This window comes from Geobacter sp. 60473 (genome assembly GCF_036323535.1).
GTDB lineage: Bacteria > Desulfobacterota > Desulfuromonadia > Geobacterales > Geobacteraceae > Geobacter > Geobacter sulfurreducens.
Map to the genome: position 1 here is coordinate 627,591 of NZ_AP028967.1, position 21,762 is coordinate 649,352.

The following is a 21,762-nucleotide window of genomic DNA, read 5'->3' on the forward strand; positions in this document are numbered from 1 at the left end:
GAATAAAGCATGAAGTGCAAAATGATGTTTTACGGAAAAGGGTGACGCGTTGCCGCGGAATGACTGAATATGGCCCGTATTTTCAATCGTTCCAAGTGCGGGGTGTGAGGGGTATTTTCTGAGTGATACTATGTAGTAAAGATTGATGTTGGATGTGATACGCCATTTGATTTTAGCCGCCGGATGGCGGAGTCTGGTCGATGGCCTTGATCGCGTAGGGAAGTACCGTATCGGACACGATCCGGTATCCCTCGGCCGTGGGGTGGATGCCGTCGGCCTGGTTCAGGTCGGGGCGCCCTGCAACCCCTTCCAGGAAAAAGGGAATCAGGATCAGGTCGTGGCGCTTCGCCACGGCCGGGTAGACGGCGGCAAAGGCGCGGGTGTAGTCCCGGCCCAGGTTCGCGACCATCTTCATCCCGCCCAGGACCACGGTGACGTTGCGCTCCTTCAGCGTGCGGACCATCTCGTCGAGATTCTTTTCCGTCACCTTCGGGTCGATCCCCCGCAGGCCGTCATTGGCGCCGGTGACCAGGATAACGATATCCGGCTTCAGGGTCAGGACCCAGTTCACGCGCGACAGGGCGCCGCTGCTCGTCTCGCCGCTGATTCCCGCATTCACCACCCGCCAGGGGCGACCGGCCTCCCGCAGCAGCCGCTCCAGTTGGGCCGGGTAGGCATCGTGTTCGTCGAGGCCGTAGCCGGCGGTGAGGCTGTCCCCCACCGCCACGATGGTCCCTGCCGTGGCCTGGGCCTCCTGCTGCGCCGGAGCAGCGGGCCGGGCCGCCTCCCTGCGGTCGCACCCGGCCAGGGCGGTCAGCGCAATAACCGCCATCAGACTTTTCCTGAGATTCACGATATGCCTCCGTATTCCGGTCCCGACGGCGCCGCTACTCCTCGGCCTGCTCCCGCAGAAAGACCACCGGCTTTTTCCTGATTATTGACAGGGACGCCCCGAGCCCCACGGCCACCACCAGCGCCACCGTTGCCGCCACCAGGGCGGCGCTCACGGCCGGGAAGGCCTGCCAGGAGACGTCCAGGACCCGGGTGCAGACGATCCAGCTGGCCGCCTGGGCGAGGCCCAGGGCCAGGAATCCGCTTACCCCGCCGATGATCAGGTTCTCCATGGTGAAAACCGACAGGACGAACCTGCCCCGGGCACCCAGTATGGTAAAGAAGACCGCCTCCCGCAACCGGGCATGCCGGGTGGCGATGACTGAGCTGACGATGATCAGGGCCCCGGCCACCACGCTGAACAGGGTGAAGAAGCGGACGATGACCGAGAGCCGCCCCATGACCCGGGCAAAGACCGCCACGGTCTCGGTCAGGTCGAAGATGCTCACGTTGGGGAAGCGGGCCGCGATCCGGTTCTGGAGCTGCGCTATGCCCGGCTTTTCCACCCGCACCGCGGTGAAGAGGGTCTGGGGGGCATCCCTGAGCACGCTGGGCTGGAACACGAAGTAGAAGTAGGGCTGCACCGCGGCCCTGGTCCGGGTGCGGATGCTGGAGATCCGGGCCTCGATCGGCACCCCCTGCACCCGGAAGGTGATCACGTCGCCCACCGCCATGGGGCTCATCTCCACCACCGTGTCCAGGACCGACACCTGGACCCCCTGCCAGTCGGGACGGAACAGGCTCTTCCCCTCGACGATCCGCTCGTCCTCCAGCAGGCTGTCCCGGTAGGTCAGGTTGAATTCGCGGGACAGGTTGTCCCCCCGCTTGCGCCGCTCCGCCTCCCGGTCGACCGGGAGGCCGTTGATGGCGGTGACGGTCCCCCGGACAATGGCGTGGAACAGGGCCGGCATCCCCAGGGCACGGCTGAAATCCTCCTTCTGGCCCGGCTGGATGTCGATGAAGAACAGGTTCGGCGCGTCCGGGGGATAGGAGCGGATGTAGGAGGCATCCAGGTTCCGCTCCACCAGGGTGATGGCGAAGATCACCGCCAGGGCCGCCGTGAGGGTGACGATGATGGGCCGGGTGGCATTGCGCGGGCGGAAGAGCCCCCGCAGGGCCTGGCGCGCTGCGAGCCGCCGGGGCCGCGCCCTGCGCAGGAGCCGCAGCACCGCCTCGGTGCAGGCAAGCGACAGGAGGATCAGCCCCCCCACCCCCAGCACGAAGTTGATGCCGCTCCGGGGCTCCTCCACCTTCCAGAGAACCATGGCCAGGAAGAAGAGGACCACGGCTCCCGTCGTGACCCAGACCGCGCGGCTGCGCACCGTCGGCTCCTCCTCCTTGCCCAGGATGGCCCGGGGCTTCACCGCCCGCAGCTGCCAGAGCGGAAGGAGGGTGAAGAGGGTCACGGTCAAAAAGCCGAGCACGAGCCCCTCTGCCACGGCCGGCGCCGCGATGCGGAACTCCACCGTGGCCGGCAACAGTCCCCGGAACAGCTCCGGCAAGACCCCCTGGAGGAGGAAGCTCGCCCCGATCCCCAGCGCCGTTCCCACGATCCCCAGCACCGAGGCCACTGCCACGTAGTGGACCACCAGAAAGCGGCCCGTGGCCCCCAGGGCTTTCATCACGGCGATGGATGGCCGCTGCTCGGCCAGGTAGGCGGCCAGGGAGCTCTGGATGCCGATGCCGGCCAGGAGCAGGGTGAAGATGCCGATCAGGTTCAGGAAGAAGAGGAAGTTGTCGAAGAAGCGCTTCACCCCCGATTGGGCGGTGCGGTAGGTGTCGACCCGCTCCCGGTCGCGCAGGGCCGATGTCCGCAGCTCCGCGGCGATCCGGTCGGTCTCCCTGGGGTTCGCCACCTTCAGGAGGATGGTGTGGCTCACCCGGCTCCCCTGGCCCACCAGCCCCAGGGAGGGGAGATCGGCGGCGGCCACAAAGAGGCGGGGCCCCAGGGAAAAGACGTTCACGGGCCGGTCCGGTTCCTGGGTGACCACGTCGGCAACGGCCAGGGTGGCGTCCCCCAGCCGGAGCCGGTCTCCCACCCGGAGGCCGAGCCGGTCCAGCAGGGTCTGCTCGGCAATGGCCCGGCCCGGCGCCAGCACCTGCCGGAAAGGGCGGCCCGAGGCCAGATCCACGGTGCCGTAGAAGGGATAGCCCGGCTCCACCGCCTTGATGTGGGCCAGGAGGGAGTCCTCCCGCCCTGCCGGGCGGATGATGGAGTAGAACTCGTTGATGCGGGCGCCCTGGGCCTTGCCCGCCGCGATGATCCGGTCCACCGCCGCCGTGAGCCCCGGCGACAGGGGCGAGCGGGACTCCACGATCACGTCTCCCCCGTGGAGGGCCCGGGCGTCCCGCAGCATGGAGCTGTGGACGCTCCTGCCGAAGCCGGCCAGGGAAACCAGGGTAACGATGGAGAGGGCTACGCAGAGAACGAATATGGCCGACTGGCGGCGCGAGGTGGCGAGCTGGCGGCGGAGGAGGCGGCCGTGGAGGGTCATGGGGCCTGAATCCGGCCGTCGTGGAGCCGCACCACCCGGTCGGCGGTGCGGGCGATCTCGGGGCTGTGGGTCACCAGGACAAGCGTTGTCCGCCGCTCCCGGTGCAGCTCCAGCAGGATATCGAGAATCCCCCGGCCGTTCACCGAATCCAGGTTGCCGGTGGGCTCGTCCGCGAAGATGATGCGCGGGTCGTTCACCAGGGCCCGGCAGATGGCACAGCGCTGCCGCTCGCCCCCGGAGAGCTGGTGAGGCAGGCTTGCGGCCCGTCCCGTGAGCCCCACCCGGGCCAGGAGCGCCTCTGCCTTCTCCCGGGCCGCCCCGTCCCCCCGAAGCTCCGCCGGGAACATGACGTTCTCCAGGGCCGACAGGGATGGCACCAGGTGGAACGACTGGAACACGAAGCCGAAGGTTTCGTTGCGCAGGGGGGCCAGATCGTCCTCGGAGAGGTCGGTGATGTCGCGCCCCTCGATGATGACCCGGCCTGAATCGGGGCGGTCGAGCCCCGACAGGAGCGAGAGCAGGGTGCTCTTGCCGCTGCCGCTCTCTCCCTCGATGACCAGGAATTCCCCCGGTCCCACGGCCAGGGAGACCCTGTCGAGGACCTGGATGCGGCGGTCGCCGACGGTGTAGGTTTTTGATAGGTCGCGGGCTTCGATGATCATGGCCTGTTCATCATACCAGCAGGGGCGGCAGGGGACAACCGTGCCGGCGGAAATGGGGCCCCGGCGCGGGTGAACGCTTTTGGGGATCTGCGGATGACGGGAATAACCTCCCCGCGTGAATGAATCAGAAGTCGAGCAGGCTGGTGGCCACCTGGTCCCAGCAGGTCACGTCGCCGTCATGCCAGTGGACGAACAGTACCTGGCCGTCCTGGGAGATCACGATGGCCAGGGCATCGTGGAGGGCGTTGCAGAGCCGGTAGGCCGACCGGTGGCGGGTTCCGCGCCCCTTGACCGCCTCGGGTTGCCGGGTCTCTCCCTCGATATCCAGGGCCACGTGCAACCGGGTCACGTTCTCCAGCCCGCCGGAAATCTCCGCCCCGAACCCGAGCACCTCGAACCTCCGGTTCAGCACCACCGCCCCGTCCACCAGGGAGAGATCGGCTACGAAGTGGGCCAGCTCGAACAGGGCCTCGTCCATCCGGGTCAGGACCGGATCGCTGAGGGCCAGGTATTCGTCCCACCCCAGGGGCCTGCACTCCCGCTGCGACCTGCTGGCCACCCGGGCGAATTCGTTCATGATCCCGACGATGTGCGGGAAGATCCGCCGCCGGCCGATGTCGGTCAGAAACGGGTACTTGATGTTCAGGTAGGGATTGGCCTGTTTCAGCTCATCGGTCCGCTCGCTGGGGATGATCAGCAGGGTGCCGCCGTGGCGATAGCTGCGCATCAGGCTGATGACCCGGCGGAGCAGGTTCTGGCCGAGGATGACCGGGAATTCCGGGTCAATGGGAGGCCAGATGTCGCCGGACTTCTGGCGCGCATCCTGGTGCAGGTCCCACAACTCGTCCCGGTGGGTGGCGAATATCTCCCTGAGCCATGAGGCGGCGAAGACCTCCCGCGCCATGCTGACCACCCGGCCGCCCCGCAGGCCGGCGATCATGGTCGATCCCACCGACACGCTGATTCGTCCCGGCCCGGTCACGAACACGATGAGCGAATCGGGTACCGGGTTGATCAACTGGGTGCCCCCGTGGATCGCCTGCATCCAGCGGGTGCCCGAGTGGACCACGCCCCAGATCTGCAGCTTCCCGTCGGTATTCAGGTTCACCCCGATCATGGCGCGGTCGAAGCTGATTGCCGGCGAGAGGCGGCGCAGCTCATCCTCGGTGCAGGGGCGCGGTTCCAGGAAAACCATGCGGTGCAGGCCGTCCGGAGGATCCTGGCCCGCCGGGAACCGTTCGGGTTCGCGGAAGATCAGGCGGAAGCGGACCTGGCGCTCCTCCTCCCGCATCAGGCTCGCCTGGTAGCAGGTGGAGAGGAGCACGGACAGGATCGAGCAGCCGGGGCAGTCCTCCCGGGGCCGCTCCGGGACCTCGGTTTTCAGCTGCCGGCAGATGTGGGCGGCGAACTCGTGGGGATACCAATGGCTCATAGTTCTGTAATGGTAGCCGAAAGCCTGTCTTTGGCAAGGGAAGGGCGGCTAGCGGGGTTTGCGGGGCCCCGGCGCGGAGTGGCGCCCCTGCTCCGCATCAACTTCGTCGATCCAGCCGGCTCTGGCGTCGGGAAAGGCATCCGCGTAGGGGACGTAGGGTTTGATGTCCAGCACGGGGGTGCCGTCCAGGAGATCCACTCCCCGCAGGTGGAGCGTCCGGCCATCCACGGCCACCAGTTCCACCGCCGACAGGCCGATGGCATTGGGCCGGTGGGGGGCCCGGGTGGCCAGGACGCCCCGCTTCGGCCCGCCCCGCGGCGGCTTGACCCGGCTTTTCCAGCCCTCGCTCAGGTGAAAGGCAAAGATGAGCCACAGCCTGTCGAAGCCGCCCAGGTCCCGGATCGCGCTCTCGTCCAGCCACTCGTGAAGCTCCAGGGTGGCAAGCGCCGGCTCCCCGGTTTCCGTCCCCTCCACCACCGTGCCCTGATGGGGCGCGTCAATCCGGCGGGCATAGGGGGAACGCAGGATGCCGATGGGACGATAGGTGAACAGGGTGTCGTGGGTCATGGGGGGGGATTGTAGTTGCGATCGGTGCAAAGTGCAATGGGGCGGGCCGGGGGTATTCATTGCCGGGCATTTTCTGTCGGGACGCATGCAGATGATATAATTGACAGGAATTTTATTCCGCTTCCAAGGAGGTTCCCAATGTTCACCAAGCTGGTGACATTAGCCGTATTCGGTCTTTTGAGCATTGCTACGGCCCACGCATTCGACCCCCTGGTGATCGAACGCGCCAAATCGCTCGGAGAGTGCGAACATTGTGACTTTGTGAGTGCCGACTTGAAGGGGGTTGATCTCAAGGGAATAAAGCTGGACGAATCCAACTTCACCGGGGCTGACCTGCGTGCAGCCGCAATTGATGACTGTGGCGAGTGCAACTTTACCGGCGCAAACCTGACCGGCGTTCACATGGATGGTGCAAGCCTGGATGAGGCGATATTCAATAAGGCCGACATGACTTCGGCACACTGCAGCGGGGCATACATCCACCATTCGAAGTTCATTGGCGCGAACCTGTCGGGTGCCGACATGCGCAAGGTGAACGTCGAAAAGGGCAACTTCAGCCAGGCAAACCTGACCAATGCGGATTTCTCGGGGGCCAAGCTCAAGTATGCCAATCTCAGCGGTGCCGTGCTGAGGGGGGCAAACTTCTCCTTTGCCGATCTTTCGTCAACCGATCTCGGTTCCCTGGACCTTGAAGGGGCCACCTTTCGAGGGGCAACGTTCAACGGCACACTACTCAGGGATGCAAAACTGAAGGGAGCGGATTTCACGGGAGCGGATTTACGGCAATCCAGGTTTCACTCCGTGTCGATCTATGACACGGCAACCAACAGATTGGGGGAGAGCTTCGATCCGGTCAGGTGCGCCGATCTTCAGGAGGCAGGAGCTCTGTTCGATGCAACGACGAAATGCGGGAAATAAAAAGTGATCCGGGGGGTGGTGGTCTGCGATAACGAGGGGGCAGGCAGGTTTATTACAGCCGATATAAAAGCAGCCTGTCCCCTTTTTTCCCTCCTGATGGCCTCCCTTGCGGCATCATCTGCGCCATTCAAACGGGACTCCATGGCGTGCCGCCTCACCTTCCAGGTCGACGAGTTTCTGCTCCAGAGCCTCGAGCTGTTTTTCGCCCTCGCGGATATCATCGTGCGCGGCCCGGTAATTGTTCCGGTTTTCCCTGGGATTGCCGAATATGCCCTGGGTCGTGGCGTTGCTTACGGCCATTTTGTAATGGAGGGTTTTGAGGTTCTGCCGCTTGGTTTCCAGGTCGGCCCTGGTTTGCGCTATCTCCGCCCGGGTGTTGGAAAATTGTTGTCGCCACCAGCCCTCGCCATGACCGCCATAGCTTTCCACCCTCTGCGGCTGCTGCTTTTTGACAGGGGCGGTCTTCTGCTCAATCACCGCCTGAGACGCTTCTCCTGTGATGTCCGCTCTCTTTTTGACCCGTTTCCTCTGGTTGTCCGGAATGCGCGCCGGATTGTCGGAAAACGTAACCGTCCCCTGGTCATCCGTCCATTCATAGGTGGCCGAATCCTCGGCACGGACCCCTGGACAAACAGAGGCCGAGAAGCACATCGCGGCTATTATGAATGCAGGGCTGAGAGAAAAGACCAGTCTCATGCCCGTTTCTTCCGCCAAAAGATTCGGTTCCCGATTGCCAGTTGCTCTACCACGCCCTGCTGCTCAAGAAGCTCCAAGGCTATCTGAGTTGTTACGTCCGATCCTTGGTACATCCCCCAATCTATCCACCAGCATCTGATCCCCTCCACGGTGTCTGCTGAATTGGGGCGAAGCTCGAGGTAGCGCGTAATCGCGTCAGCCACAGCTTGGACCGATAGCTCGCTATTGCCCAAAAGCGGCGGATTGCAGAAAGTGTAGATTGCCACAAGGGCATCCGACAGGGTTTCGGCTTGATCAAAGCTGATCTCTTGGATGGAGAATCGGACAGACTCGGTGTGAGCAACAAGGTCAGAGGCAGGTACCTGTCCAAGAGGATGTCCAGGTCGTATTGTGTCTCGGAACACGTACTCGGATACTGGGTCGATGTCAACAATTGGACCTGTGATGAAGGCACGCATAGCACTAGTCGGGTCATCCAGCATGACTCCGATAACGAGTACGCCGGCCTTCCTGGTCTCCGCTGGCAGAGTCATCCGATAGGTTCCGAAAGAATCGCACACCGCTGTCCCGAGAGAACCGTCTTTCTTGTTCCCATAGTCGTCTACCAAGAATGCCTCTACGACTGCCCCGCTAAAGTTGGCGAACGCTGCCTTGGCAACCACGTTGCCCTGTGCCCCCGAAGGGGCCGTGTTGAATTGGAGTTTGGTCACGTGTCCAGAAACCATGGCCTCGGGAGAATGGTTCCTGTCTCCGCAGCTGGCGAATAGTAGTGCTAAGCTCAAGAAAATAGTGCGGGCAAGCAGTTTCATCATTATTTCCTCTCGGCGGCAGAATTTTGGGGAACTCTGGGGGGAATTCGTGGGGACACCATACTCATCTCTCTTGAATTAGGTATGGTGTCCCCGGAACTCGGTGTCCCCGGAACTCAGCGCTGGAAGCCTGATAATCACATAAAAGGCACCTCCCAGCATAGCAAGAAGGCAAAAACTTCCTGACCCCACTGTCTTCCATTGGCTTAACGGTACTTTTTTGCTAACCCATCGAGCGAACTGCCCTCTAACCCTTCAAAGGCAAAGGGATTAAGCACCTGATTTCTCCACATCAGGTTGCGGTCAATCTCGCTCAACTCCGCTTCTTCACAGATCGTTGACCAGTTCTCCTCAATACAACGGATCTGCCCTTCAATGATCAGGCCCGCCTCTGCTTCGTTGAGCAGGAAGTGTGGAGCCGCTTTCAGGCAGGTGGTAATCTGGCTTGAGTTTTGGCCGTCTGAAATCTGCATTGCCTGCGATGCTGTCCGCCCGGTCCGCGACTGCGGGCAAATGTCGTAAGCAGGGGTAAGCTGCAGCATGCGACCATCCCAAAAAGCAGCATGGTTACGGGCGTGGTCGTCGGTGTTGCCGATTAAGATGTTGAAGGCAAGGCGGGAAAAGAGTTCTCTCAGCGTTGACGGGGCACGCATGAATCGTTGCCGCACCAAATTCGCCAAATCATGATAGCTCGCATACCGTGCCATCATCTCGTCCAGCTGCAGCATCGTCAATGCGGAAACGATCCCTTTCCGTTGCCAACCGGCAGGCGCTGCAACACGATCAAATCGCTCCACCATTAAAACGTCCTTGCCGGCTACTTGCAAAAGGTTCACCGGGGCCACGTGCAAACTAGCCATAAGCGCCAGCTTCATGGCGATAAACTCGGCTTTAACAACTGAGTAAAGGTCGGTTGAAGTAGAAAATTTGGCAATGAACTTGTGATTGTCGCTTTGCACCAATGCTTTCGGCCGTGCCCCGCCAATAGAGGTACCATGCTGCAGCGCTTGAGCAAGTTCAGGAGTGAGCGGCACTCCCTTTTCGACCAATTCGGCGGCCTTGATCAGCTCTTCCAAGGGAGCGCCGGAAGCAAGCCTGGGTATGTACTCCGTTGGAGAACGTTGGAAATCGAGCGCCCCTATCCGATCTGAGCCGGACTCGATCAGATAGCTCAGTTCATCAATACTCCCCGGGTCAATCTGTAAGGCTGTTTTACCAAACCTTTTATTCAGAATTACCCGACGCCCCCACGCATCGGGGGATGCGTCACGCAAGCAACCCGGCATAGTGAGTCCTGCAACGAGGGGGATGACGCCGGACGTCAGCGGCAACTCGGCGTCGTAAATAGGTATGGCATTGTGGCGTTCCAAGTAGCTGCGGCCATAGTTAAAGATGTAGGTCCGCCCCTGCGCCGCGAGTCTCCCTGCAACAACCGGTTCTGTCTCGTTCGGAAGCCAGATCCAGACATATAGCTCTGTTAGATTAGAATTCATCATGAACCTTTGTCGAAGACCTGATCCGGCTGGGCAGGACTGCGAGCCTGTCGTTCACCCGATCTAAATGCATAGTAATAGTGGAACGGTCGTCAGAGTCAAACAACGTCACCCCCACTAAGACAGCCAGTTCGAAAAATAACCCGATTGCACACCCCGGATCGCCGCGTTCGATTCTTTGCAATGTCCGGCGAGCTATACCAGCGCGTCCGGCTAATTCGGCCTCAGACATCCTGCGCTCCCGCCGCTCCAGTCGGATTAGCTTGCCGAGGAGTTCCGTCGCCTCGCGGGTAGCAGGGAGGTACGTTCTGTTTTGTGATGATGGCATACGTCACCTGGATACTATAGTGATCTTTGGTTGCTTAAAGTACATCATAGTATCCATTTTTGGGGGTAAATTGTCAATGAGGGTTAGGGGCCACCTCTCACCATACTCATCTCTCTTGAATTAGGTATGGTGTCCCCGGAACTCACGGAACTCAGCATTCCTCTCGTGATGAGTATCCACAAAAGAAGGCCGCTCCGAAAGGGACGCGGCCTTCTTCGTCCACCACAAAACACTATTTATTTCATAGTCTTCAGCATCTTTTTCGCCATCGCCAGGTTATGATAAGCAATCATGCGAAGCTCAGCGGTTTTGGAGCTGTCACCTTTCTTTTCCAGTTCTGCCAGAAAGCGCCCGAGTTCATCGCGTGCCGCATCGGTCCGCTTCTTGTTATAGGGAATGGCAAAGTTTATTCCCGCCACGTCCCAGGCAGTGGCCGGCAATACAGCAAACGGGGCGAAATCCTCAAGTTTGCGGTTTGGTGCCAGACTCGGCTGCTCCCACCTCACGTCAGTGAAACGGATTCCGTTATTATCGGCAACAATTGTATAACTCCCCGCAAATGGTTTGGTTACGTCACGATCTTCAAAGAAACTCCACTCCGACTTACCGACCTGAGCACTGCTGTCATGACAGCTTCCGCAATTGCGAGGCTTGCCCATGGCATGGCTTAGTTTATCCATCTGAATCCAGAGAACTGCGTTGTTGCCCGACGCCAGGTCCTTGCGAGTTCCCACCACAATATAGGCATCATTCACATCGGTGGCTTTCCGTGAGACTTCGAATGTCAGCGGTTCGCCGATCTTTGGGTTACCCGGCACGGAACGCTTGGGAATAGCACGGAACAGCAGTCCGGTCGGCCCTAATTCCTTGGTTTGATTCAACACCGCCATGGGATATGGCTTGACCGGAATCCAGCGGCCGGCAGGATTTTTGATAATGGTGGGCAGATCTCGGGTACCGTAGTATTCCTTGTGTTTACCATAGGGGGTCTCCACCCCGTAGTAATGCCCCTGTCCCCAGAATGTATACTGATATGCCCCGGAAACCGTAATATGGCATGATGTGCAGTCGACCTTTCTGTGTTTTGAGGCAGCCACCGCCTTGACAATAGCAGCATGACATTTTTTGCAGGCATTTCGGGCATCATCAGCGGCCAAATGTCCGAATTGGTGGTTGACCGGCTTGTGACAATCAAGGCATTCCAGACCGGCCTTGACATGGGCGCCTTGGGGCAGATTCGCCGGGAATGCATACTCGCCACGCACGTAGCCGGCTCCGCGGCGACGATCCATGGGCCCGGCGTGGCAGATACTACCCCTTCCCTCACCATAACAGCTGGGAGTATCCGGCTTGCCAAACGCATGGGTTCCCTTGCCGGCAACCGGCTTGAAATGGCAGTCGTTGCACGAAGCATGACACATATTGCATGACCGCTCCATGGCCCCATTCATCGCCGCAGTATAGGGAATTGCCGTCCGACTGCGAATCAGTTCCTCGTTCTGACCGGGCCACATACCGCAGTTTTGTGGTCCGGGCTGTTTCTCAGTCCAATCGCGGAACGCCCGTTGGTTCTTGGTCAATCCCTTTGCGGAACGGTTATAGTCCTTCACCGTACTTCCATGGCACTTGCCGCAGGTCTGTTCCGCCACTTTCGGTGCATAGGCCATCGTATCGGGATCACGGTCATGCCATTGGATGCCGACTATCCGCTTGATCCCGGCAGCTTCCAATTTTTGGGGATCACCATTTGGAATCATACTGTTCATGCCGTCCCCCTTCGGCACCAACGGCTGAAGAGCTCCAACTGCAGCACGGGGAACTGCCTGTCCCTTAAGGGTTTTACCTGCAGCTACCAGAAAAGGAGCCAGCATGCCCTTATGGGCTGAAACCTTGTCCCGGGCTTTTGGGTCACCGAGGTGACAGTCCACGCAGGTCGGTTTTCCGTTCATCCCGACTTCGCGATCGACCTGTGCAGGATCGAGATACATGGCCTCAGCCCCCTGCTCCCTGAGAGAAACCCTGTCACCATGGCAGATCACGCAGCCGGAGGTTGCATCACCCCCCCAGGCAGCCCCGGCACTTAACAACAGTACTGCTGCAATCATCGCCTTCATCTGGTAATCCTTTCTTCCTCGGAGTTGTGAAGAATTAACCATAGAAGTATATCTTCTGCAGGAGGGTAAACAAGGAGAATCTTACAGGGGACTAATGGGGTCTTTTAAATTCCGGGGACACCTTACGTATCTCATTTACAATTAAATAAGGTGCCCCCGGAATTCCGATTTGCTGCCAGCCGCAGCCGCATGAGTTCGAAACCTGTCTGATCGTGTACCTTCTTGTGCATGAACTCAAAACCCAACTTCGCGTAGAACGCTCTGCCCACTAGGTTCCTCTCAAACACCAGATCGTTTTTCAGTACAGATACGGCAAAAGCCGGCGCGTCTTGCGCGCATATTCGCGAAAAGCTTCACCAAAATTTTCTTCAAGCATGCGGTCCTCGGCATTGATGCGGATGATCGTCTGGACCAGCGTGGTTGCCAGTAGCCCCGCAAATCCCGCCAAGCTGCCAACAGCAAGCCCCGGAACCGTTGCCAGAAAGACTATGCCAAGATACCCCGGATGCCTGACCAGCCGATAAGGTCCCGTTTGTACAAGCGCATTGCCTTGAGGCCGCTTCACGTCGTAGGTAAACGAAGGTCCAAGGTGCATGATGGCCCAAAAGCGAAGGATGAGCGCGGCGAGGCATAGCAGCAGCATGGCTGCGGCAACTGATGGCGTGATATCTACGTGCGTCCATCCATGCCTGACGTCTAGCCATGAGTATATAACAGAGAACACCCATCCCGCGCGTGATAAGCCAATCAAGCGATGGCTCGGCACGATACCTTCCACAGGCCGGGTACGTCCCAGCAGGAACTCAATCGCCGCCCACGCGAACAACACAACGATCACGCTGATGGTAACAGGCTCTAAGAGCCGATCGCCGGCCATCAGCAAGCCCAACACGCAAAACATGCCTGCTGACACCGTCATGGCATATCTAATCATGAAGCTTTTCACGGCAAGCCACCCTTCAGGGAACGACTCAAATCTTTAACACGTGTAACCTGGGTGCCGGGGCTATCTACGCCACATTTCCGGCACCATTCGCCGAGCAGAGCGATATATGCTCGGTAATCCTCATCATTGAAGAATGTTGGCATTCTTCGGTTGCCCCGTTGCTATGACGCGTGCAATTCTGGCCATGGAGGCACGTTGGTGATGGTTAATGCGCTTGTCAATAGGTAATTAAATATGGTGTCCCCAGAATTCTGCATGCAGTAATTACTGACTACGAGAAGTGGCAGTGTAAAAAATGATATTGCGCCGACCGACACAAGATACACCCACTCCACAAGGATGATTATTGACACTACAGCAAAAATGAAATTGAGGGCGTATGGTCTTCTCGGGCATGATTCCGATCCACATGATCGGCATTTTATCTCAACTAATCCTCCGTAACAGCAAGCCGGGTGAAACACTCCGAAGCCAATTGATTTGGAATAATCAAGGAGTGTAAATTGCCGTCGGCAATGTGGGCACGAGTATCGCTTTTCTAGGTACTCTTTCATCTCGGTTTTTGCCTTTTCCTGCCGTTTCCGATTTTTCTTGTTTCGATTATGTCAAAAAGACTGCGACGCGGGATGTTTCCTACCTTTTCTGGCTTTTTTGCTTTTTCCGATTTTTCAAAAAACTCCACCAGGTTACTTCTCCGGCAGACTGCATAAAACCGGCAACTCCTCGGTTTTATCTTTCTCCTCGCTCAACGGCTATGAGGCGCACCAGCGGCGCGAGGATTTTTCCGAGCCGACTGAGTGCCGCCGATTGTTGGGCCATATTGCTGCTACTCAAAAATCTCAGCCAACCCTTCCAGGCAGCCAAGTTGAGGGAATTTGAAACCTATTGCAGTCTCTCCATTTTGTGGAACCCAAAGAAACCGGTACTCACGCTGGTAGGCAAATCGAAAATCCTTGGACATAGCCGCATCAAAAAATTCATCCTTGAGCCTTTCGTAAGGGTCAAAGTACTGCACAGGATTGTGGTGGAAATACCAGCCAGGCAAAAGCTCTGATGCCGCATCCTCAAGCCGGCGTGCGAATTCATCGCCATCCTTAATAACTATGCAGCAGTTTGCTTTAAAATGAGCGAATAGGTCCTGATCCCAATCGCAAGCCACACACCAAACGTAATAATTTGGCATTGATACGCTTTGTTGAACGTTACCGATGATGGGTAGTTCCCTACCGTCTTGTGTTGTAATACGGGTGTGTGACCCTGATAGAAATGATTTCTTTGAAAGCTCTTCGTCCTGCCGGGCGTTATCTTGCTCCATCTTCTTGAAGTCAGAAGCAGGACGAATACGAACTATCCCATTGCGAATCATTGCAGCAACATGGCAACTTTCGTCACTTTGTCGGCTGTCATACCGAAAAAGTACATCGCCAGCATTGACATGCTTAGGACGGATAGGAGCATTGTCAGAACTGTTATCAATAACAATTTCATAGGGAGGTGAAATCGGCAGTTGAAGACCGCGAAGGGCAAATTCATATCGTGTCAGATGCTCTTTTCGATACCAGTACCAAGAACTCAAAAAACTTTGAATAGGTATTACGTCTCGATCACGACTAATCAACGCTTTCATATTATTGAGAATGCATGTGTATCGCTCTGCGAGTTCGGGGCTTGGTACTCTTTCAAGATACCGACAAACTTGATATTGAAGCTCCCAAAATTGTGCCTCGTAACTGTATTGATTGTCTCCGAAAGACCGAATTGAATCTTTACTGGGTAGTGTTCTTGGTAAATGAAGGGGAGAAATTCGCAATTTTATTACCTCTAGCGTACATTGTGCTACTTGGAACTTACTTGCTTTTAAGTAATCCTAGAACAGCAGCTTCCAGTTCGCCAGTAGCGTAACATTCGGTCTGTCCTTGCTTGAACGAGCTACCTTGGCCAGAATTGAATGATATTGTTTCGGTGTCGGATTGGCTGTGACCCATCACGTCTCGCGCAATAAAAGATTTTGTCACTACGTATTTTGAATTAGCGCTTACTTGTGATTGATTTGTGGTGATTTCTTGTACTATCAGGTTGATTCTGCCTTCTAGCGTCATTTTTCTCTCAACAAAAATCAAATTGTTGTTTGCCACTGCTTCATATTTCTCGTAGGCTTTTGAAGCTGGGAAAACATATTTTCTATCTCCTCTGGCGTTACTAACTGATGAATCGATTGTTCCACAATCTATATATTTCTCTGGATCACCGTTATAACTTATATTAATCAATCCAGAATCCTTATCGATGTTGTTAATAACCCAGAACTCCTTCCCAAGAGCAGGAATCAATTCTTTCCATATTGTTTCTTTTGATTTTTCAATGACCACAGAATTTGACTTGCTATTATTAGCTTGAGTTGGTCTTGTGTAATTGACTCCGCCGGACAAACATCCACACAACATGCAACAGGAAATCAACAAACCGCCAGATTTAATAACTTTCATTTTGCCTCCTTTTCGTTGTTATTCTGCGATCAACGGGGTGTCCGGTTGACCGGCCATCAGGCCGCGTCTAACCGGCTGGTTAGGCATTCTTCTCAAATCGAATAAACCTTGAATCGTTTAGAGAGGTTGACCAATTGCCAGCTAACTCAGAGAAATTCAAGGTTCCTTCAAAAAGTATTATGTCGCCTGATTTTGGGGTAAGTTGAAAAAATCGGACACCAATGTTAATTACCCCATTTAACGGAGGTGTCGAAATGATGAGAGGTCCTAACAGTCGCTACTCGAAGGAGTTTCGGAGCGAGGCCGTGAAATTGGTTGTTGAAGACGGCGTGTCTGCCTACGAGGCATCCCGCCAGCTCTCCCTGCCGAAGTCCACCCTTGAAAATTGGGTGAGAGCGTTCAAGGCCGGGAAGCTCGGGGACATCGGGGGCCAGCAGCGCCCTTTGACCGAGGTCGAGCAAGAACTCGATCGGGTCAAGCGGGAACTGGCCCAGGTCAAGCAGGAGCGCGACATCCTAAAAAAAGCCGCCGCGTACTTTGCCAAGGAGTCGCTGCCCGGTACGCGGTGATCAAAGAGCTTCGATCTGAGTTCCCTGTGCCTCTGCTCTGCCGAACTCTGGAGGTTTCGCCAAGCGGTTATTACTCTTGGCTGAAGCGCCCGGACTCGCCACGTCAGAAAGAGGAGACACGGCTCGTCATCGAGATCAAGGCGGCTCACAAGAGAACCCGGGAAACCTACGGACCGGAACGATTACAGACCGATCTCGCCGAGCACGGCGTTCGGGTCGGGGTCCACCGGATCAAGCGCATCCGTAAGGCACATGGCATTCGCTGCAAACAAGTGAAGAAGTTCAAGGCAACAACGAACTCCGACCACTCGCTGCCGGTTGCCGAGAATCTTCTGGGGCAGAACTTTGCGGCCGAAGCCCCCAATCAGGTCTGGGTAACCGATCTCACCTACATCCCCACCGCCGAGGGCTGGCTCTATCTCGCCGGCCATAAAGACCTCTTCACCGGAGAGGTCGTGGGTTACGCGATGGGCGAAAGGATGACGAGGAACCTGGTTAGCCAATCCCTTTTCCGCGCCGTGGCGGCCAAGCGTCCGGCGGCAGGGTTGATCCACCATTCGGACCGGGGCAGCCAGTATTGCGCCCTGGAGTACCGAAAATTACTTGAACAGTTCGGCATGCAGGCGTCGATGAGCCGCCGAGGCAACTGCTACGACAACGCCCCCATCGAGAGTTTCTGGGGAATGCTGAAGAACGAGTTGGTCCATCATCGCCGCTACGCCACCCGGCGCGAAGCGATGCAGGAGATCACAGAGTATATCGAAATCTTCTACAACCGCCAAAGGCGCCAGAAGCGATTGGACTATCTCTCGCCTGCTGCCTATGAGCGGAGATATTTCAAAGAGCTAAGAGCAGCATAGGGCTTTGGTGTCCGCTATTGACGACCGACCCCAAAAGTGACGTAAGGAAATGTGTTCAGCGTGATTTCTTTTTTTTCAAACGAAAGATCCGTTCTTTCGTAAGGGACTGCATGTAAAATCACAGTAGATATTGATGTTAAATGCATTGTAACTTGATTGTTGATCAAACCATAGCTGGCGACTTGCTTGGTCTTTAAGTATGGTACATAAGAGGGTTCTATCTCTAGAAAAGCTATATCTTCATTTTTAAATAAATAGATGCTGCTGCTTCTGATCGGTCGCGCTTTGTCGTCAGGAGTAGGTTCATAAAATGCCACATTCTCAATGGCGTTAGCTTTCTGAATTACATGCCAGCAAGTAATGATGAAATTCCTGTTGTTTATGCTTAATAGAGTGCCAGACCCTACTGGATATAAAGGACCATCTTCACCAATGCAAAATAGCTTCACTTGGTATGGACCAGTAGCTTCTTTGTAGCTTGCCTCCGGGGGAAACTTATATTCTCCAAGTTGCGTACTGTCATTCATAATCGTTTCAATTCCTTTGCGGTTCAACGGTAGTGAGGCGCCAGCGGCGGAGCGAAGCGAAGACCGTCTGCCGCCGATGGTTGTGCTTTGGTTATTATCCTAGTCTGCGGGTTGTGCATGTGTCTGGTACATTTCTCGAAGTCCGCTTTTGGTAAGCGACCATATGGCTTTTCTACGGTCAGATTTTTCATCATCTATCAGCTCTGCATATCCGAGAGCTAGAATTTGTATCTTGACGGCGTTATATGACTCTTCAGACATTCTTACGTGTTCAACGGAGCATGGCTGATGCTCGTCAAGTAGCGCCGAAGGCAGATTGTCCCGAAAGAGCCGGCCTAAAAAGTTCCTAAATTGTTGCTCTGAGGGAAGTGATGTCATAGCCGGGAGGACAAACGCTATGACATCTTGCCAACGCATAGTTATTGTAGTTTCAATATCTTTGAGTTTTATTCGACGCCGCCAGTTCTCTCGATTTGGGTCTGTCACGTCGAAGTGCCCTTTTAGTTTGACTTCTTCTCTGCCTTGGGCATACGAGCGAGACTTTATGCCGGCCTGTTGTTCATACTCGTTAATTTGCTGGGTCAACGAATCGACATGCTTTCTTAACTTTATTATCTCTTGATTTGCTTCTTCACTAGTTACTGTGTCTCCTTTAATCCATCCTACCCGTGGTAGCAGATTAAATGACTTCATCAGAGATATGGAACACTTCCCGTACAAATCTTCAGTGTTCTTCCAATGCTTGACCATCTTTTTCTTTATTTTTTCTTTAAATGAAACTAGTTTTTCGACTTTACTAGGTTCACGATCAACAAAATTAGAAGGCCAAGATACCGCATCTTCCAATACTAAACCGATGACAGGTATTTGCCTGCTGACGGCATAATCATATTCCATCTCGGTAAAACTGACGCCATTCAATTCAGACCCATATCTGTGGGCAGCGATGACAATGTAATAATCACTTTCATCAATTGCTCTTTTTATTACTTTCCACTGTTCCTCATCACCAGCACTGAACATCTCCATTCCTACTGGAATATGCCCCATCTCAAGTATTGCCTTGATGACTTGATCCCGCTGATCCTTGAGGTCATCGTATGTAGAACTAACAAAGATCTGATATTTCTTGTTCATTTCGGTTCCTTTATTGCTGGTCTGCACAACGGGGCTGGCCATGACCCGCGACCGAAGGGAGTCGGAGTCTATGGCTGTGTTGAGCATTTGCTTCTTATTTCGGTTCAGGCATTTTTTCTTCTAGACTTTTCAGGAATACCGTACTTTCCTTTGCGCCAAGCGATCTGGCCTTTTTCAGGTTTTCCCACGCCTCAGCATACTTACCTTCTCTGAACAGAGAGTGCGACCAGCGAAGCCAGGAGTCGGAATATTTGGGGTCGAGAGTTGTACTTTCGATGAAATTCTGATTTGCGAGAGTGAAATAGCGTGCCCGTTCATTGAGGTTGTCTTTAGGAATGCTGTCAGCCTTGTATGAATAGATTGTTCCAGCATCGGCGAGTAAGGCTACCTTTTGAAAATTATCGTCACAGAGACTTTTCGCTTTTTCTAAATATTCAATCGCATCATCAAGCTTGTCTTGTTCCGCTACGACCCGAGCGAACCCCCAGTAGGGTTGGTAATTGTTAGGGTTGAGCAGCCAAGACTGATTGTATCGCCTCATGGCATAGTCAACGTTACCTTCTTGCATAAATTTTTCAGCTTGTGCGTGCCATGCCTTGCTTGCAGCCTCACGGCTACTGAAGCCACCGGAGGCTTGTTTGACAAAATCATCATCAGCTTTTTTCAGAAATTCAGGGCGTTCAACTTTCGGTTGGCCGTACATAGGAATGTTGTCAATTCTTGTCCCGTGGTTTGTTGCACATCCACTCGCAAGCAACATCAGGCTTATCAGACAAGCAGCCAAGTAGTTTATCCGTTTGCTCATTCTCATCTCCATGTTTTGCTCAACGGGCCGGGAGAACAGCGGCGGTTTTAGGCCGCTGCTTCTTCCTGGTTGAATGCTCACTTTTTCTTCGCTTGGGTCTCGAATTTTTCCATAACGCCTGTCAGGTTTTTATCCGTGAAACTTGGCCCTGTTGCAGTGGTCAAATCAGGATGAAAGGTGTAAGAACTAAATTCTCCGTTTGACGCATTGAAATCGATGGATATTGCCCTTTTCTTGCTGTCGTGAATCATTACTTCCTCGCCTTTGACGTAAATCCATGGACTTTTCGATTTTACTGGTTGAAGTAATGCTTCCGGGCTGGCATCAAATTTATTTGGAACCATCGCAACGAAAGGACCCAGCCTTCCTACTCTCGCCTCTGTTACCCATGGCGCAATCATCTGCATTCCTTTTTTGTTGTCATCATCTGGCCAGGAAGCGATAACATTTTGCGGTCTTGCTCTCCAGTGGCTAATGGCAGAAAGGAGAGCAACTCCAGCAACAAACCCGAAGGCAAATGATTTCCAGTTCATTTCTTTATTCTCCGTTTTTAATCATTCAACGGGCATGGCTTTGACCCGCCAGTCTTTTCTGGCGGGTCGTAAGCCTTGTTGGCGCTGTTCTCAAATCACTTAAAAAGACGGGATTGAATGAATCCAGCCACAAATATTCCAATTACCACAACCGTTAAGATGTAATGAAATATCTTCTTTGGCGAGATTACAGCGCTTGATTCAATATCAACCTTTGGATATACGTAATCCACTACCAGCGATGACAATATCGACAGCACAAAATAGACTCCGATTGCCCATCCTGCAGTTAAATATTTATTGTTATACAAATACATTGCAAATGCGGCACCCGGTAATGCATGTGACCAAGATACAAACCTTGAGTGCAAAACACCGTGATATGTTTTGTACTGTTCTACAATCTCTTTAACTCCATTAAGAATGGCAATAGCTTTTTCTTTTGGGTTCTCTCCTGTAATGGATATGTCGCATGTAGCACTTCCACCCTTATAGAAATATACGTCAATCGTGTGTGACTCTGAACCAAATGAGTGATTTTGTAGCCTTATCATTTTTGTTGATGGACTGAACTTCTCATGCTGGTACTCCGAAATTGAATTTAGTTCCAGCGTACCCATTTCTTCTTTGATTCTTGCACAAGAACAGACTCTAGCTTCTGAGTTTTTGAGTATTTCAGGAGCCTTATTCAGAAAATATTCCTCTAACTTTGTCAGCATTTCCTTTTTTACATGACAGGATTGAAGTTTTTCTTCTAAATGGTATTTCATCTGAACTCCTATTTACTAATCGCCCAACGGCTGAGAGCGCAGCGGCGGCGCGGCTTCACCGCGCCGACCGTCTGCCGCGCTTCGTTGAACAGTCGTTATCAGAGACCGTAGAGAAATTCTGTATCCCGAACCAGTTGGTTCATGAGTGCATTCAGGTTATTGTTAGTAATCTTTGCCCGCACCTCTCCGCCTGCCATTGGTGCATTGGCAAACAAGTGATAACTCGCACTCCCTTGCCCTTTGGCGACATACTGTTTAGTCTTTCCGTCCCATCTTGTCGCGTTCAGAAGCATCTCCGAGTCAAAATCGTAGGATAGAGGCAATACAGGGGTTAAAAGATAAAGCGATAGCCCAATAAAGAATCCTTTAGCCACATTTGCTCCTTGATTCGTGTCTTGATTCTCATTTACGGTCAGAGCAAAATTCACATATTTTTCTGGTTTAGTTGTAGGCATATCGGTAATAACAGACTCGAAAATCTTTGTGTCCTTTAAATTCGTAACGAAACGTTTCTGAAATTCAGAACTGGCGTTGACTTCTTGTCCGTTCGACTTTACGCGTAAGTCATTCATGACAGCCACACAACTTGTAGTCTTCTTGCCGCCTGAGTATGCGTTTAGTGAATCTGCCCCTTCCGGCTTGAGATCAATGTTGGTCCAATGGGCTGTGCAGCCAGAAAGTACCATCGCCAGAATTACGCCTACGATCTTCTTCATGGTTCGTT

The 21,762-nt window shown here is 54.7% G+C and carries 21 protein-coding genes; 2 read left to right on the forward strand and 19 right to left on the reverse strand.

Features of this window, described 5'->3' with window-relative positions; all coding sequences use genetic code 11:
* Window positions 1-172 precede the first annotated feature (172 nt).
* From AABA48_RS02825 to tsaA, 5 genes are all read right to left on the reverse strand, one after another.
* Complete coding sequence (locus AABA48_RS02825) at window positions 173-853, reverse strand: arylesterase (RefSeq protein WP_286352021.1); 681 nt, start codon at window positions 851-853, stop codon at window positions 173-175.
* Between the two features lie 34 nt (window positions 854-887).
* Window positions 888-3,386 (reverse strand): ABC transporter permease, encoded by a 2,499-nt coding sequence (locus AABA48_RS02830; protein WP_338271003.1) that lies wholly within the window; start codon window positions 3,384-3,386, stop codon window positions 888-890.
* A complete protein-coding gene (locus AABA48_RS02835) occupies window positions 3,383-4,048 on the reverse strand; it encodes an ABC transporter ATP-binding protein (protein ID WP_286352023.1) in 666 nt (221 codons plus the stop codon). The genes AABA48_RS02830 and AABA48_RS02835 overlap by 4 nt, the downstream gene beginning before the upstream one ends.
* Before the next feature lie 124 nt (window positions 4,049-4,172).
* A complete protein-coding gene (locus AABA48_RS02840; protein WP_286352024.1) occupies window positions 4,173-5,480 on the reverse strand; it encodes a putative sensor domain DACNV-containing protein in 1,308 nt (435 codons plus the stop codon).
* Between the two features lie 48 nt (window positions 5,481-5,528).
* The gene (gene tsaA, locus AABA48_RS02845; protein ID WP_286352025.1) at window positions 5,529-6,047 is read right to left on the reverse strand and encodes a tRNA (N6-threonylcarbamoyladenosine(37)-N6)-methyltransferase TrmO; all 519 of its coding nucleotides are present in this window, start codon (window positions 6,045-6,047) and stop codon (window positions 5,529-5,531) included.
* A gap of 138 nt (window positions 6,048-6,185) precedes the next feature.
* On the opposite strand from tsaA, the gene AABA48_RS02850 reads away from it, so the two are divergent.
* The gene (locus tag AABA48_RS02850) at window positions 6,186-6,965 is read left to right on the forward strand and encodes a pentapeptide repeat-containing protein (protein ID WP_286352026.1); all 780 of its coding nucleotides are present in this window, start codon (window positions 6,186-6,188) and stop codon (window positions 6,963-6,965) included.
* 114 nt (window positions 6,966-7,079) lie between these two features.
* On the opposite strand, the gene AABA48_RS02855 is transcribed toward AABA48_RS02850, so the two are convergent.
* The 8 genes from AABA48_RS02855 to AABA48_RS02885 form a co-directional block, all read right to left on the reverse strand.
* Window positions 7,080-7,661: a DUF4124 domain-containing protein gene (locus AABA48_RS02855; RefSeq protein ID WP_286352027.1), complete on the reverse strand. Its 582-nt coding sequence runs from the start codon at window positions 7,659-7,661 to the stop codon at window positions 7,080-7,082.
* Window positions 7,658-8,473 carry a hypothetical protein gene (locus AABA48_RS02860; RefSeq protein ID WP_338271005.1) on the reverse strand — a complete coding sequence of 272 codons (816 nt, stop codon included), beginning with the start codon at window positions 8,471-8,473 and terminating at the stop codon, window positions 7,658-7,660. Before AABA48_RS02860 ends, AABA48_RS02855 begins: the two co-directional genes overlap by 4 nt.
* A gap of 203 nt (window positions 8,474-8,676) precedes the next feature.
* Window positions 8,677-9,966, reverse strand: a complete 1,290-nt coding sequence (locus AABA48_RS02865) for a type II toxin-antitoxin system HipA family toxin (RefSeq protein WP_338271007.1) — start codon at window positions 9,964-9,966, stop codon at window positions 8,677-8,679.
* Window positions 9,953-10,291, reverse strand: coding sequence for a helix-turn-helix domain-containing protein (locus tag AABA48_RS17400; RefSeq protein ID WP_010943034.1), 339 nt, complete (start codon window positions 10,289-10,291; stop codon window positions 9,953-9,955). The genes AABA48_RS02865 and AABA48_RS17400 overlap by 14 nt, the downstream gene beginning before the upstream one ends.
* A 236-nt stretch (window positions 10,292-10,527) precedes the next feature.
* Entirely contained in the window at window positions 10,528-12,405 is a 1,878-nt protein-coding gene (locus tag AABA48_RS02870; protein ID WP_192905235.1) for a cytochrome c3 family protein, read from the reverse strand.
* Window positions 12,406-12,703: 298 nt separating this feature from the next.
* On the reverse strand, window positions 12,704-13,351 hold the full coding sequence (locus tag AABA48_RS02875) for a methyltransferase family protein (RefSeq protein WP_338271009.1): 648 nt from the start codon (window positions 13,349-13,351) through the stop codon (window positions 12,704-12,706).
* A gap of 826 nt (window positions 13,352-14,177) precedes the next feature.
* A complete protein-coding gene (locus AABA48_RS02880) occupies window positions 14,178-14,978 on the reverse strand; it encodes a hypothetical protein (protein WP_338271011.1) in 801 nt (266 codons plus the stop codon).
* A gap of 220 nt (window positions 14,979-15,198) precedes the next feature.
* Window positions 15,199-15,837, reverse strand: a complete 639-nt coding sequence (locus AABA48_RS02885; protein ID WP_338271013.1) for a hypothetical protein — start codon at window positions 15,835-15,837, stop codon at window positions 15,199-15,201.
* 254 nt (window positions 15,838-16,091) lie between these two features.
* Between AABA48_RS02885 and AABA48_RS02890 the strand changes: the two genes are divergently transcribed.
* A protein-coding gene (locus AABA48_RS02890; RefSeq protein ID WP_338270298.1) for an IS3 family transposase occupies window positions 16,092-17,266 on the forward strand; the annotation gives its coding sequence in 2 pieces (ribosomal slippage) (window positions 16,092-16,362 and window positions 16,362-17,266; 1,176 coding nt in all).
* 14 nt (window positions 17,267-17,280) lie between these two features.
* On the opposite strand, the gene AABA48_RS02895 is transcribed toward AABA48_RS02890, so the two are convergent.
* The 6 genes from AABA48_RS02895 to AABA48_RS02920 all read right to left on the reverse strand — a co-directional run bounded on the left by AABA48_RS02895 (window position 17,281) and on the right by AABA48_RS02920 (window position 21,754).
* Window positions 17,281-17,793 carry a S1 family peptidase gene (locus AABA48_RS02895; RefSeq protein ID WP_338271016.1) on the reverse strand — a complete coding sequence of 171 codons (513 nt, stop codon included), beginning with the start codon at window positions 17,791-17,793 and terminating at the stop codon, window positions 17,281-17,283.
* A gap of 99 nt (window positions 17,794-17,892) precedes the next feature.
* Complete coding sequence (locus AABA48_RS02900) at window positions 17,893-18,972, reverse strand: DUF4062 domain-containing protein (RefSeq protein ID WP_338271017.1); 1,080 nt, start codon at window positions 18,970-18,972, stop codon at window positions 17,893-17,895.
* Window positions 18,973-19,024: 52 nt separating this feature from the next.
* Entirely contained in the window at window positions 19,025-19,735 is a 711-nt protein-coding gene (locus AABA48_RS02905; RefSeq protein ID WP_338271018.1) for a tetratricopeptide repeat protein, read from the reverse strand.
* Between the two features lie 77 nt (window positions 19,736-19,812).
* On the reverse strand, window positions 19,813-20,268 hold the full coding sequence (locus tag AABA48_RS02910; RefSeq protein WP_254278428.1) for a hypothetical protein: 456 nt from the start codon (window positions 20,266-20,268) through the stop codon (window positions 19,813-19,815).
* Between the two features lie 95 nt (window positions 20,269-20,363).
* A complete protein-coding gene (locus AABA48_RS02915) occupies window positions 20,364-21,038 on the reverse strand; it encodes a hypothetical protein (RefSeq protein WP_338271021.1) in 675 nt (224 codons plus the stop codon).
* A gap of 98 nt (window positions 21,039-21,136) precedes the next feature.
* Window positions 21,137-21,754 carry a hypothetical protein gene (locus tag AABA48_RS02920; RefSeq protein WP_286352033.1) on the reverse strand — a complete coding sequence of 206 codons (618 nt, stop codon included), beginning with the start codon at window positions 21,752-21,754 and terminating at the stop codon, window positions 21,137-21,139.
* Window positions 21,755-21,762: the final 8 nt, after the last annotated feature.

Bases quoted from the DNA above. Each gene is read 5' to 3' on its own strand.
- AABA48_RS02830 (WP_338271003.1), bottom strand. From the start codon at position 3,386: ATGACCCTCCACGGCCGCCTCCTCCGCCGCCAGCTCGCCACCTCGCGC.
- AABA48_RS02835 (WP_286352023.1), bottom strand. From the start codon at position 4,048: ATGATCATCGAAGCCCGCGACCTATCAAAAACCTACACCGTCGGCGAC.
- AABA48_RS02840 (WP_286352024.1), bottom strand. From the start codon at position 5,480: ATGAGCCATTGGTATCCCCACGAGTTCGCCGCCCACATCTGCCGGCAG.
- tsaA (WP_286352025.1), bottom strand. From the start codon at position 6,047: ATGACCCACGACACCCTGTTCACCTATCGTCCCATCGGCATCCTGCGT.
- AABA48_RS02850 (WP_286352026.1), top strand. From the start codon at position 6,186: ATGTTCACCAAGCTGGTGACATTAGCCGTATTCGGTCTTTTGAGCATT.
- AABA48_RS02855 (WP_286352027.1), bottom strand. From the start codon at position 7,661: ATGAGACTGGTCTTTTCTCTCAGCCCTGCATTCATAATAGCCGCGATG.
- AABA48_RS02860 (WP_338271005.1), bottom strand. From the start codon at position 8,473: ATGATGAAACTGCTTGCCCGCACTATTTTCTTGAGCTTAGCACTACTA.
- AABA48_RS02865 (WP_338271007.1), bottom strand. From the start codon at position 9,966: ATGATGAATTCTAATCTAACAGAGCTATATGTCTGGATCTGGCTTCCG.
- AABA48_RS17400 (WP_010943034.1), bottom strand. From the start codon at position 10,291: ATGCCATCATCACAAAACAGAACGTACCTCCCTGCTACCCGCGAGGCG.
- AABA48_RS02870 (WP_192905235.1), bottom strand. From the start codon at position 12,405: ATGAAGGCGATGATTGCAGCAGTACTGTTGTTAAGTGCCGGGGCTGCC.
- AABA48_RS02880 (WP_338271011.1), bottom strand. From the start codon at position 14,978: ATGAAAGCGTTGATTAGTCGTGATCGAGACGTAATACCTATTCAAAGT.
- AABA48_RS02885 (WP_338271013.1), bottom strand. From the start codon at position 15,837: ATGAAAGTTATTAAATCTGGCGGTTTGTTGATTTCCTGTTGCATGTTG.
- AABA48_RS02895 (WP_338271016.1), bottom strand. From the start codon at position 17,793: ATGAATGACAGTACGCAACTTGGAGAATATAAGTTTCCCCCGGAGGCA.
- AABA48_RS02900 (WP_338271017.1), bottom strand. From the start codon at position 18,972: ATGGCCAGCCCCGTTGTGCAGACCAGCAATAAAGGAACCGAAATGAAC.
- AABA48_RS02905 (WP_338271018.1), bottom strand. From the start codon at position 19,735: ATGAGCAAACGGATAAACTACTTGGCTGCTTGTCTGATAAGCCTGATG.
- AABA48_RS02910 (WP_254278428.1), bottom strand. From the start codon at position 20,268: ATGAACTGGAAATCATTTGCCTTCGGGTTTGTTGCTGGAGTTGCTCTC.
- AABA48_RS02915 (WP_338271021.1), bottom strand. From the start codon at position 21,038: ATGAAATACCATTTAGAAGAAAAACTTCAATCCTGTCATGTAAAAAAG.
- AABA48_RS02920 (WP_286352033.1), bottom strand. From the start codon at position 21,754: ATGAAGAAGATCGTAGGCGTAATTCTGGCGATGGTACTTTCTGGCTGC.